The sequence below is a fragment of the Pseudoalteromonas rubra genome, assembly GCF_000238295.3.
GTDB classification, from domain to species: domain Bacteria; phylum Pseudomonadota; class Gammaproteobacteria; order Enterobacterales; family Alteromonadaceae; genus Pseudoalteromonas; species Pseudoalteromonas rubra.
The window spans coordinates 1,014,850-1,028,280 of the sequence record NZ_AHCD03000035.1 but is presented as its reverse complement, the minus strand read 5'-3'; the positions used below and the strand labels follow the sequence as shown (position 1 = coordinate 1,028,280).

Sequence of the window (13,431 nt, the reverse complement as noted above, 5' to 3'; positions counted from 1 at the left end):
CCGCTAAGCGAAGAGAGCTTTTATGTCAACACCTGTCCTGATATGCGATGATTCAAAATTGGCTCGCCGGCAACTGGCGCGGTCATTGCCGGACGACTGGGATATTAAAGTAGAATTTGCTGAGCATGGACTGGACTGTATTGAAAAAATAAAAGAGGTCTCGCCTGAGATACTTTTTCTGGATTTAAACATGCCTCACATGGATGGATATGAGGTGTTACAAGCAATAAACGAACAAGGATTGAATGTTTTGACAGTCGTCGTCTCTGGAGATATCCAGCCAAACGCGCACCAAAGAGTCATAGAGCTGGGCGCAATAGATTTTATTCGAAAACCCTGTGATGCCACGAAGCTGGAAGAAATCATCACTCATCATGGGATTAAAGACAAAGCCATTCGGGCCAACCTGGTGCATAAACTCGGGGAGCAGCTTGAACCTGAGATCCGTGATATCTATCAGGAGATCACCAATGTGGCCATGGGCCAGGCCGGTGATTTGCTGGCACGCTTGTTGAACGTCTTCGTTGAATTACCTATTCCGAATGTCAACGTCCTTGAAGTCAGTGAGCTGCATATGGCATTGCAAGCCATCGATGCCAGCGCCACAACATCGGGTGTGTGTCAGGGGTTCATCGGCGGTGGTGTCTCCGGAGAAGCCTTACTCCTACTCAATGATTCCAGTTTTAAAGAAATAGCGTCATTGATGAGTTATCAGGGAGAGCTCAATCAAAAAGTGGAACTTGAGTTGCTCATGGACATCAGTAATATTCTGATAGGAGCAATATTGACCGGACTCTCGAAACAGCTCGACATGCCATTCAGCCAGGGCCACCCTGTGGTATTAGGACAGCATTGCGAAGTGTCTGAACTGGTGAAGGCAAATAAAGCCAGGTGGCAACGTACGTTAGCGATTGAAATTAGTTACGGGATCGAAAACCATGACATTAATTGTGATTTAATGTTGTTGTTTACCGAAGACTCACTGAAAACACTCAAATATAAAGTTGAGTACCTGCTAGAAGATTAGAATTATGCCTGCATCTGATTTTGACATGAATGAGATCCATTGGTTAATGGATATGTTTAACACAGTTGATGTCGGCCTGGTCGTGCTGGACAGGCACTATCGAGTGTGCGTCTGGAATGGTTTTATGGAAAACCATTCTGGATTATTGCCAAGCGCAGTTAAAGACAAAGACGTGTTTGACTTGTTTCCGGGAATTGACGAAGCGTGGTTTAAGAGCAAATCAGAACCTGTTTTTGTATTGAAGAATCGCTCGTTTACTATCTGGGAGCAGCAGCCCTATATTTTTCGGTTCAAGAATTATCGGCCAATTACTGGCAAAGCCGACTATATGTATCAAAATGCGACCTTTATTCCACTGACGACAGTAACCGGTGAGGTGGGGCACATCTGTGTCATCATTTACGATGTAACTGACGAAGCCATGAATAAGCTTGAGCTTGAAAAGGTCAATAAAACCCTGGAAAAAATGAGCCGCACAGACAGCCTGACTAAACTGGCCAATCGGGGTTACTGGGAAGAGAACTTAAGGACAGAGTTCAAACGTTTACAGCGTAGCCATGGTAGCAGCAGTTTACTGATGTTCGACATCGATTTTTTTAAGCGTATCAATGATGCTTATGGACATAGCGGCGGTGATGAGGCCATTCGCCATATCTCAGATCTGTTGCAAAAGACACTTCGAGAAACAGATGTTGCAGGGCGTTATGGTGGTGAGGAATTTGCGGTAACGTTAGTTGATACTGACGCCGAAGGCGCCAAAGTGTTCGCAGAGAGGCTGCGCAGTTTAATCGAGAATTCAGTCATTTATTATGATAACAAAGAGATTAAATTAACGGTGAGCCTGGGCATTGCCTGCTGTGACGACAATTTTGAAAAGTACGAACAGTGGATAGAAGCTGCGGACACCGCCTTATATCATTCAAAAGAAAATGGCCGTAACATAGTGACGGTGTACGACCCTTCTATGGCGCATTAACTAAGCCTGATATTTGCAACGACAAAAACAAAAAAGCCCTTATTGAAAGGGCTTTTTGCTATAGAGCGTCTTCTTTACTCTCTTGAGGACATTGGCCCAATATGCTCACCGACCCATCATCCTGAAGCTCTTCAAGCTTAACCGGGAAGCCCCACAATCGATACAGGTGCTTTATTACCTCTTTCTTTGAGTCTGCAAGAGGCACTTTGTTATGTGGTACATATCTCAAAGTTAGTGAGCGGTCACCTCGTATATCTACGTTGTAAACCTGAATATTAGGCTCATGGTTACTCAAGTTATAATGAGCAGACAGGCTATTTCGGACTTTCTGGTAGCCTGATTCATCATGAATAGCACCAACCTCCAGGTGAGGGGACTTTTCCTGATCAATAATGGTGAACAGCTTAAAATCACGCATTATCTTTGGCGATAAAAACTGGCTCACAAAACTCTCATCTTTAAAATTCTCCATAGCAAAGTGCAACGTATCCAGCCAATCTTTACCGGCAAACTCTGGAAACCAATACTTGTCTTCATCGGTTGGGTTTTCACAGATCCGGCGTATATCGACCATCATATTAAAGCCCAATGCATAGGGGTTAATGCCCGAGTAAAATTTACTGTTATAGGGCGGCTGATAAACTACATTGGTATGGCTTTGCAGGAACTCCAGCATGAATGCATCACTCAGTTTACCCTCGTCATACAGGTGGTTAAGGATTGTGTAATGCCAAAATGTCGCCCATCCCTCATTCATAACCTGTGTTTGTCGTTGTGGATAAAAGTACTGAGAGACTTTGCGCACAATTCGGATTATCTCACGTTGCCAGGACTCTAGCAGCGGCGCGTTTTTCTCGATGAAATACAGGATGTTTTCTTGCGGCTCAGATGGGAACTTTACGTCTTCTCGCTCGTCCTGTTGCTTGCCTTGCGGAATGGTCCGCCAAAGTTCATTGACTTGTGACTGCAGGTAGTCTTCACGCTCTTTTTGACGCTTCTGTTCCTCGTACATAGATATCTGCTGAGGGCGTTTATAGCGGTCCACGCCATAATTCATGAGGGCATGACAAGAGTCCAGCAAGTTTTCTACCTCATCTATCCCATATTTTTGCTCGCACTTGGCAACATAGTTTTTTGCAAAAACCAGGTAATCAATAATTGATGAGGCGTCCGTCCAGGCTTTGAACAGATAATTGCCTTTGAAAAACGAATTGTGTCCATAGCATGCATGTGCCATTACCAACGCCTGCATCGGCATGGTATTTTCTTCCATAAGGTAGGCAATGCAGGGGTCCGAATTAATCACAATTTCATAAGCCAGGCCCATTTGCCCTCGTTTGTAAGTTTGCTCAGTCTGGATAAACTTCTTACCGTAAGACCAGTGTGCATAGCCAATGGGCATGCCAACACTGGAGTAGGCGTCCATCATTTGCTCTGCGGTGATCACTTCAATCTGGTTCGGATAGGTATCCAGTCTGTAATGGGCCGCTACACGGGCAATCTCAGCCTGATATTCTTCAAGCAGGTCGAACGTCCAATCCGGGCCATCATTTAGCGGGTTATACGTCATAGGCACTCCCCCTGTTAGGCTGCATTCTGTTGTCGGTTTTTCTTAAACAGCTCTCTGAATATCGGATAGATATCTTCCACCGACCGAATATGCTGCATGGCAAAGTTGTCGAATGTGTCCGCAATACCTTGGTATTCGCGCCACAGACTCTGGTGAGCACGTGTGGTGATTTCGATATAGGCGTAGTAACGCACCGTGTTTAGCAGTTTGTTCGTTAATATATCAGTACAGTGCGGAGAGTCATCCGCCCAGTTATCGCCATCAGACGCCTGAGCAGCATAGATATTCCAATCTCCCTGCGCGTAACGATCAGCGATGATTTCATCCATTAACTTTAACGCACTCGATACAATGGTACCGCCGGTTTCCTGCGAGTAGAAAAACTCCTGCTCGTCGACCTCTTTGGCCTGTGTGTGGTGGCGAATATAAACAACTTCAATGTCTTTGTAGGTCCGTGTTAAGAACTGATATAGCAAAATGTAAAAGCGCTTAGCCATATCTTTAGTTGCCTGATCCATAGAGCCTGACACATCCATTAAACAAAACATAACTGCTTTGCTCGTTGGGTGTGGACGCTTTTCGTAGTTTCTAAAACGCAAATCGTAATTATCAATGAATGGTACCGCATCTATTTTGCGTTTCAGTTCTGCGATTTCTTGCTCTAGTTGTTGGATCTCGGTTTGCTTGGGAACAGGCTCCTGCAACAAGAGCGCTAGCTTTTCTTCCAACTCTTTGAGTTGTTTTCTTTTACTGGCTGTCATGGCAATTCGGCGTGCAACAGATCCTTTTAAAGATCGCACAATGTCGAGATTGCTGGGCATGCCATCGTTACAAAAGCCGGCTCTGTGTGTTTTCATTTGTACCAACTTGTCGAGCTGGCTTTTCTGCAAGTTTGGTAATTCAAGGTCTTCAAACAACAGGTCAAGATACTCGTCTTTCGATATGGAAAAAACGAAGTCATCCTGGCCTTCACCCTGATCGCTCGCATTGCCTTCGCCAGCACCCCCGCCCTGGCCTGAGGGCGGACGCTGAATTTTGTCACCTGTTGTGAACTGATCGTTGCCTGGGTGAATGTGCTCGCGATTACCACCTTTGCCCTGATGGAAAATCGGTTCACTGATATCTCGTTGCGGTATAGAAATGCTCTCACCGCTGGAAATATCAGTGACACTCCTTTTATTGATGGCATCAGAAACAGCTTCTTTTATCTGTTTCTTGTAGCGTCTAATGAAGCGCTGACGATTCAGCGTGCTTTTATTCTTGCCATTCAGTCGACGATCGATGAAATGTGCCATAGAACACCCTCCAACCGCTAATGTTATTGAGATTTTCTAACCCGTAAATACCACTCGGAAAGTAAGCGGACTTGTTTCTGGGTATAGCCTTTTTCCATCATACGATTGACAAAGTCTTCGTGTTTTTTCTGATCTTCAGCTGAGGTTTTTGCATTGAATGAGATAACCGGTAACAGCTCTTCTGTGTTTGAGAACATTTTTTTCTCGATCACCGTCCTGAGTTTTTCGTAACTGGTCCAGACAGGGTTTGCGCCATTATGGTGAGCGCGGGCTCTCAAGACAAAGTTGACGATCTCATTGCGAAAATCTTTGGGATTCGAAATACCCGCTGGCTTTTCAATTTTCTCAAGCTCAGCATTGAGTGCCGCTCTGTCGAATAGCTGGCCAGTATCCGGGTCGCGATATTCTTGATCTTGTATCCAAAAATCAGCATACGTGACATAACGGTCGAAAATATTTTGTCCGTACTCTGAATAAGATTCGAGATACGCTGTTTGCAGTTCTTTACCAATAAACTCGACATATTGTGGGATCAAGTAGCCTTTCAGGTGACTGAGATAGCGCTCCTGTACTTCGGCACTGAATTGCTCACGCTCAATCTGTTGCTCCAGTACATAAAACAAGTGCACAGGGTTTGCAGCAACCTCTGCATGATCAAAGTTGAATACACGCGACAATATCTTAAATGCAAAGCGAGTCGACAGGCCGGTCATACCTTCGTCGACCCCGGCGTAGTCTCGATACTCCTGATACGACTTCGCTTTTGGATCTGTGTCTTTGAGGCTCTCACCGTCATAAACACGCATCTTAGAATAGATGCTGGAATTTTCGGGCTCATTGATACGCGATAGAGTCGAAAACTTAGCCAAGGTTTCAAGCGTACCTGGTGCACAAGGTGCAGTTTTAAGCTCGCTGTTTTCAATGAGTTTTTTGTATATCTTTACTTCTTCCGAAACGCGTAAGCAGTACGGCACTTTAACGATAAAGACCCGATCCAGAAATGCTTCATTGTTTTTGTTATTTTTGAATGATTGCCATTCGGACTCGTTGGAGTGCGCCAAAATGATCCCGTTAAAGGGCAGAGCAGAGATACCCTCTGTACCGTTGTAGTTACCCTCTTGCGTCGCGGTGAGCAATGGGTGCAGCACTTTAATGGGGGCTTTAAACATCTCCACAAATTCCATTAAGCCCTGATTCGCTAAACACAGTGCGCCTGAATATGAATACGCGTCTGGGTCATTTTGAGCGTAATGCTCCAATTTTCGAATGTCGACCTTACCAACCAATGCGGAAATGTCCTGATTGTTTTCATCACCAGGTTCAGTTTTCGCGATGGCAGTCTGGTCTAAAATAGAGGGATAGCGTTTTACCACTCTAAATTTGGAAATATCACCGTTAAATTCATGCAATCGCTTGGTCGCCCAGGGTGACATCACGGTGCGTAAATAACGACTGTTGATGCCATACTCTTTATCGAGTAACTCACCATCTTCGAGGGGGTTAAACAGGCTTAAGGGGTGGTCGTTGACCGGAGAACCTTTAATCGCATAAATGGGCACCTGTTGCATCAGGTATTTGAGCTTTTCAGCAATCGAAGACTTACCACCACCGACAGGGCCAAGCAAGTAAAGTACCTGCTTGTACTCTTCCAGACCCTGTGCGGCGTGTTTTAGATAAGAAACGATCTGCTCAATGGCATCTTCCATGCCATAAAACTCATGGAAAGCGGGATAGCGTGCGATAACGCGATTTGAGAACAGACGGCTGAGCCGCGCATCTGTCGAAGTATCAACCATTTCAGGTTCACCAATTGCCATTAGCAGGCGCTCAGGGGCGCTTGCATATGCAGCTTTATCTTCTTTACATATTTCCAAATATTCCGCAATCGTGAACTCTTCTTCTTGGGACGCTTCGTATCTGGACTGGTAATGCTCAAATATACTCATAATGAACTCCAATAACCTGTTGATGATGCGGTCTCTTAATGCAAGGCTACTTAAAGCTTAGTCGGGTTATTTAAAAATTGCCTAAAAATTCCAGTAATTTAATGTCTATTCAGCTCAATGCATTAGTGTGGAATCTGGACGTCAATTGACCTTAAGGGGCTTTTACCTTCAGATCTCATACAAGTGGTCAAATTAGGATAGTCAGGCAGGTGGCTTTGTGCCAATAGGCCGGTTTGAAGGTGTTTGTCAGTCCCTGATTTGGTGTTGGCAATATATAGCAGAAATTAACAATTCGTCGTACCTTACAGGTAATGGAATTGAAATGTTATTGAGCGGGATAACGGGCGGTGAAATGGGATGGCAATCAGTGATAAAGGGCAACAAAAAAGGCGCTAAAAAGCGCCTTTTGCGTTATCTGAGAATTATGCAAGGTTTGCGTTTGCGAAATCCCAGTTAACCAGTGCCCAGAAACCTTTCAGGTAGTCTGGACGAACGTTACGGTAGTCAATGTAGTAAGCGTGTTCCCACAGGTCTACAGTGATGATTGGCGTTACGCCTGCTTCTGTTAACGGAGTTGCCGCGTTTGAAGTATTAACGATATCCAAAGAACCGTCAGCAAGTTGTACCAACCAAGTCCAGCTAGAACCGAAGTTGTTAACAGCTTTGTCATTGAATGCTTCCTGGAATGCTGCGAAAGAGCCCCATTTTGCATTGATCAGCTCAGCGACTTTACCAGTAGGCTCGCCACCTGCATTTGGTGCAAGGCTGTGCCAGTAGAAAGTGTGGTTCCAGATCTGTGCTGCGTTGTTGAATACGCCACCTTCTGAGTTACATACGATTTCTTCTAAAGATTTGTTCTCAAGGTCTGTGCCCTGGATAAGGCCGTTCAGTTTTACAACGTACGTGTTGTGGTGTTTACCGTGGTGGAACTCAAGTGTTTCCTGAGAAATATGCGGCTCAAGCGCGTTGATAGCATACGGAAGTGACGGTAGTTCAAAAGCCATGTTAATCTCCATTTCGTTGTTAAATTGTCAAAGCAAATAAAAGCAATGTCTTTCTTAGCTTACATTTCTATACGATTTGACGGCATATAGTGATACTATAATTCCTGAGTATTTTACTCAAGTTTTGGCAAACAGCAATGGCAATAGCCAAGACTTGTAAAATGAATGGCTCAGATTGCATTTATTTTGTACGGGCAGAGTAACCGCTGACAGGCGGCGTCTGGCAAAGCGGATGCGATTATGAGCTATGCTATCGTCATTTTGAGGTAAATAATGCAAACCATTGAAAAGATTAAACAGCAAATCGCAGAGAATCCGATCATTCTATACATGAAAGGGTCACCTAAGTTACCTAACTGCGGTTTTTCTTCGCAGGCATCTCAGGCGCTGATGGCGTGTGGTGAACAGTTTGCTTACGTCGATATTTTGCTTAACCCGGACATTCGTGCTGAGCTGCCTCATTATGCCAACTGGCCGACTTTTCCGCAGCTATGGGTTGAGGGTGAGCTGATCGGTGGGTGTGACATCATTATCGAGATGTTCCAAAAAGGCGAATTGCAGCCATTGATTGCTGAAACAGCCGCAAAGTATAAAGAAGACGACGCTGAAAAAGCCGAGTAAGTCTGATTTAATTCATAGTGGGGCATGTGACTGAGAGTTGCATGCCCTTTTTTGTTCTTTTTTCCTCCTTTCTGCTGTTGTCCTCTATTAGCTTATTTGTGCATTTATCATTGATATCTTTTCGCTGGTTTCACGGTGTATTTTAAGTTTTGCAACACTCGGTTTACGCTTGCGTCAAGCTCGCGTCCTGCACAAATTAAGGGGTTGCCAAATTCACAAGATGAATAATGAATATTTATTCATTTCAATAATGGCATTACGTTAACGTAAACTTCCTTCTTTTTGTGCGTTTCCTCCTGTTTTTTTGATTTGATACCGGTGTCATTTTGTGGTTCTCTACCTTTATTCAATATTCTTTTATTTGAGAAGAAGTGATTTGAGTACCTTTTAATGAGAAATATTCATGCAAGTGAATAACTATTCTTTATTGTATTGACTCGAATACTAATCAAGGCTAGCTTTGATTATCTGCCAGTAGTTCGTCTGAAATTACCGGCTGGCAGTTGTAGCAAGGGGAGGAGTCCATGTTATATGACTCGGCATTAGAAAAAGAAAACTGTGGTTTTGGCTTGATTGCACACACGCAAGGTCAGGCGAGCCATAAGCTGATCCGTACGGCAATTACTGGCCTGGATAGAATGCAGCACCGCGGGGGCATAGCTGCGGATGGCAAAACAGGGGATGGCTGTGGCTTGCTGCTGCAAAAGCCCGATAGTTTTTTCAGAGCGATTGCGGCTGAGAATGACTGGCATCTGGGGAAAAACTATGCTGTAGGTATGGTGTTTCTTAACCAGGATCCGTCATTTGCCAGGCAAGCACGTGACATTATCAACGAAGAATTAGAAAAAGAAACCTTAACGCTCGTAGGTTGGCGGACAGTGCCGACAGATCCAGGCATGCTTGGTCCTATTGCCATCGAGCAACTACCTCAGTTTGAACAGGTGTTTGTGTCTGCCCCAGAAGGGTGGCGACCAAAAGACCTGGAGCGCCGGCTGTATATCGCGCGTCGGCGCATTGAAAAACGCCTGGAAGCAGATCCGGACTTTTACATTGCGAGCCTGTCGGGCCTTGTGACTATATACAAAGGTCTGATGATGCCGGCCGATCTGCCAAACTTTTATTTGGATTTGGCAGACATCCGAATGACAAGCGCTATCTGTGTATTCCACCAGCGCTTTTCAACAAACACACAACCGCGTTGGCCGTTGGCGCAACCATTTCGATATTTGGCGCATAATGGTGAGATAAATACCATCACTGGCAATCGTCAGTGGGCGAAAGCGCGGGCCTATAAATTTGCTTCGCCGTTGCTGCCGGATTTGCAAAATGCTGCGCCGTTTGTCAATGAAAGCGGTTCAGACTCTTCCAGCCTGGACAATATGCTCGAACTATTTTTGGCTGGTGGCATGGATATCTTTCGGGCTATGCGCATGTTGGTGCCACCTGCGTGGCAAAAAAACCGAGCTATGGATGATGAGCTCAGAGCATTTTACGACTTTAATTCAATGCACATGGAGCCCTGGGATGGTCCCGCAGGTATCGTGATGTCTGATGGTCGCTTTGCAGCATGTAACCTGGACAGAAATGGCCTGCGGCCTGCACGGTATGTGATCACGCAAGATGGATTTATTACTTTGGCCTCTGAAGTCGGAATTTGGGATTACGAGCCCGATGAAGTCATTGAGAAAGGCCGTGTTGGACCTGGCGAACTGTTGGTAGTGGACACACTGCATGGCAAAATCTGGCAATCCGACGAAATCGACGAAGACCTTAAGGCCAGACACCCTTATAAAACCTGGCTAGAGCAAAACGTTAAGCGACTGACACCATTTGAAGCTCTGGCTGAGGCGGATGCGGGCCAACGGGATTTTGATGACGATATCTTGCTGACTTATCAAAAGCTGTTTGCTTACAGTAACGAAGAAATTGAGCAAGTGATCCGGGTGATGGGCCAAAATGGCCAGGAAGCAACAGGGTCAATGGGAGACGACACGCCATTTGCTGTGTTATCGGAAGGGATCCGCTCGCTCTACGACTACTTTAGACAAAAATTCGCACAGGTTACCAATCCACCCATAGATCCGTTACGTGAAAACCACGTGATGTCGCTGGCGACCTGCATTGGGCGTGAGCAGAATGTGTTTAACGAAACCACCGGGCATGCTAAACGACTACAGTTTGATTCACCGGTTTTGACCTATTCAGATATCCAGCAATTGCTGGCTGCAGATGACGATCATTACAGTGCATGTCGTATTTCACTGAATTACGATCCTCAAGCCGAAAGTCTGCAAAGTGCAATCGCTCGGATCTGTGATGAAGCGCAAGAAAAAGCAGCGCACGGTTGTGTGATGTTGTTATTAAGCGACCGAGCCATTAGTAAAGATACTATGCCGGTACCCGCAGCGATGGCGGTGGGAGCAGTACAGCAACGGTTAGTAAACACCAATCTGCGTTGTGACTCTAACATTATCGTGGAGACGGGCAGCGCGCGCGACCCACATCAGTTTGCTGTTTTGCTCGGGTTTGGTGCAACCGCAGTTTACCCTTACCTGGCTTACGAGACTCTGGTTGCTTTGTGCGACAGTAAAGTCATTGATAAAACCTATCGTGATGTCACCCTAGCTTATCGCAATGCGATTAATAAAGGCCTGTACAAGATCATGTCCAAAATGGGGATCAGTACAATTGCTTCTTATCGCTGTTCTATGCTGTTTGAGGCGGTGGGTCTGTCAGACGAAATCGTTGATATGTGTTTTAAAGGTGTCAGCAGCCGGATACAGGGCGCAGGCTTTGCGGAGTTTGAGGCTGACGGCGTGCAGTTACACAAACTGGCATATAGCAAGCGCAAGTTACTGTCACATGGCGGTTTATTAAAATTCGTCCATGGTGGCGAGTATCATGCCTATAACCCGGATGTTGTTCAGTCACTCCAGGTTGCAGTGCGCTCCGGTAATTACACGGATTATCAAAAATATGCCGATCTGGTAAACAACCGACCGGTAACCAATTTACGGGATTTACTCAAGCTCAATACCAGCGGCCCTGCAATAGATGTTGACCAGGTTGAGCCTGCCACTGAGTTATATAAACGTTTTGACTCAGCGGCAATGAGTATTGGTGCGCTTTCGCCAGAAGCTCATGAGGCCCTGGCGATTGCTATGAACCGGCTTGGTGGCTGTTCTAACTCCGGTGAAGGCGGTGAGGATAAACTCCGTTTTGGTACGGAGAAAAATTCGCGTATCAAGCAAGTGGCATCAGGCCGTTTTGGGGTGACGCCGCATTATCTGCAAAGTGCCGACGTGATCCAGATAAAGGTCGCGCAGGGCGCGAAGCCTGGAGAAGGCGGGCAGTTACCGGGTGAAAAGGTGACGCCTTATATCGCTAAATTAAGATACTCAGTGCCTGGGGTCACCTTGATCTCTCCACCGCCGCACCATGATATTTACTCCATTGAGGACTTAGCGCAGCTGATCTTTGACCTCAAGCAAGTCAATCCTAAGGCCATGATCTCTGTCAAACTGGTGTCTGAGCCTGGAGTAGGCACCATAGCGACCGGTGTGGCGAAGGCTTACGCAGACTTAATTACCATAGCGGGATATGACGGTGGTACAGGCGCCAGCCCGCTTACCTCGGTTAAGTATGCCGGCAGTCCCTGGGAGCTTGGCCTCGCTGAGACTCAGCAAGCTTTGGTTGAGAATGGGTTGCGTCATCGTATCCGTTTACAAACGGATGGTGGGTTGAAGACGGGCCTGGATATCATCAAAGCGGCCATTCTGGGCGCTGAAAGCTTTGGCTTCGGCACCGGGCCTATGGTTGCGCTGGGGTGTAAATACCTGCGTATTTGTCACCTCAACAACTGTGCGACAGGTGTCGCAACGCAGGATGAAACACTGCGACAGAAGCACTACCATGGCCTGCCAGAAATGGCGATGAACTACTTCCGCTTCATTGCTCAGGAAGCAAGAGAGCTCATGGCGTCGATGGGGGTAAGCAAGCTAACCGACCTGATTGGTCGAACGGACCTGCTTGAGGTGCTGGAAGGCACGACTGCAAGACAGCAAAAGCTTGATCTGCAACCCTTACTGGCAAAACCTGCGAATCCTTCGGGCGAAACGCTCTTTTGCAGTGCGCCAAATACATCGCACTATCAAGGTCAATTGAATGAGAGCTTACTGGATAAGGCAAAACAGGCGATTGACGATAAGACCGGCACGTCTTTGGTGAATCGGATCAAAAATACGGATCGCTCCGTGGGCGCCATGTTGTCTGGCTATATTGCGTCTCGTCACGGCAATCAGGGGATGGCCGCAGATCCTGTCGTGATTGAACTACATGGTACTGCCGGACAAGCATTCGGTGTCTGGAATGCCGGAGGTCTGGAAATGACCCTGGTTGGCGATGCGAACGACTACGTTGGCAAAGGCATGGCGGGTGGTAAGTTGGTACTGCGCCCACCGGTCGGTTCGAGCTTCCAAACGCACCTTGCCACGATCGCTGGTAATACCTGCTTGTATGGGGCCACCGGCGGTAAGTTATATGCAGCTGGTCGTGCCGGAGAGCGCTTTGCAGTGCGTAATTCAGGTGTTCAGGCCATAGTGGAAGGGCTGGGTGATAATGGTTGCGAATACATGACTGGGGGCGTGGTATGTGTGCTTGGTCAGGTGGGAGTTAACTTTGGTGCTGGTATGACTGGTGGTTTTGCCTATGTGCTGGACGAAGCAGGGGATTTTGATAAACGTTATAACCCTGAGCTAGTCGAAGTGTTGTCGCTGGAAGGGCTGGCAACCATGCAGGAGCACTTGCGGGGTTTGATCGCAGAACATCTTGAGCACACGGCATCATGCCGGGCAGAGCAGATCCTGGCTAACTTTGAGTTGTATGTACCTATGTTTAGGCTTATCAAACCAAAATCTAGCGACGTGAAGAGCTTGTTGGGGCACCGTGCACGCAGCAGTGCTGAATTACGTGTACAGGCACAGTAGGGGGAAG

At 46.5% G+C, this 13,431-nt stretch carries 8 protein-coding genes; 4 read left to right on the top strand and 4 right to left on the bottom strand.

Translation table 11 applies throughout. From position 1 onward, the window contains the following. Positions 1–22: 22 nt before the first annotated feature. On the top strand, positions 23–1,027 hold the full coding sequence (locus PRUB_RS15810; RefSeq protein ID WP_010382248.1) for a response regulator: 1,005 nt from the start codon (positions 23–25) through the stop codon (positions 1,025–1,027). Between the two features lie 4 nt (positions 1,028–1,031). Beyond that, positions 1,032–2,003, top strand: a complete 972-nt coding sequence (locus tag PRUB_RS15805) for a sensor domain-containing diguanylate cyclase (protein ID WP_010382246.1) — start codon at positions 1,032–1,034, stop codon at positions 2,001–2,003. A gap of 58 nt (positions 2,004–2,061) precedes the next feature. Here the strand turns inward: PRUB_RS15805 and PRUB_RS15800 are convergent, their stop codons facing one another. The 4 genes from PRUB_RS15800 to PRUB_RS15785 all read right to left on the bottom strand — a co-directional run bounded on the left by PRUB_RS15800 (position 2,062) and on the right by PRUB_RS15785 (position 7,818). Next, the gene (locus tag PRUB_RS15800) at positions 2,062–3,573 is read right to left on the bottom strand and encodes a SpoVR family protein (RefSeq protein ID WP_010382244.1); all 1,512 of its coding nucleotides are present in this window, start codon (positions 3,571–3,573) and stop codon (positions 2,062–2,064) included. Positions 3,574–3,587: 14 nt separating this feature from the next. Beyond that, positions 3,588–4,868, bottom strand: coding sequence for a YeaH/YhbH family protein (locus PRUB_RS15795; protein WP_010382243.1), 1,281 nt, complete (start codon positions 4,866–4,868; stop codon positions 3,588–3,590). Positions 4,869–4,891: 23 nt separating this feature from the next. Next, positions 4,892–6,814, bottom strand: coding sequence for a PrkA family serine protein kinase (locus PRUB_RS15790; protein WP_010382242.1), 1,923 nt, complete (start codon positions 6,812–6,814; stop codon positions 4,892–4,894). Between the two features lie 422 nt (positions 6,815–7,236). Further along, positions 7,237–7,818 (bottom strand): Fe-Mn family superoxide dismutase, encoded by a 582-nt coding sequence (locus PRUB_RS15785; protein WP_010382239.1) that lies wholly within the window; start codon positions 7,816–7,818, stop codon positions 7,237–7,239. 273 nt (positions 7,819–8,091) lie between these two features. Between PRUB_RS15785 and PRUB_RS15780 the strand changes: the two genes are divergently transcribed. Both PRUB_RS15780 and gltB read left to right on the top strand, forming a co-directional pair. Next, positions 8,092–8,439: a Grx4 family monothiol glutaredoxin gene (locus tag PRUB_RS15780; RefSeq protein WP_010382236.1), complete on the top strand. Its 348-nt coding sequence runs from the start codon at positions 8,092–8,094 to the stop codon at positions 8,437–8,439. A 524-nt stretch (positions 8,440–8,963) separates the two neighbouring features. After that, entirely contained in the window at positions 8,964–13,424 is a 4,461-nt protein-coding gene (gltB, locus tag PRUB_RS15775) for a glutamate synthase large subunit (protein ID WP_010382234.1), read from the top strand. The last annotated feature ends 7 nt before the right edge of the window (positions 13,425–13,431 follow it).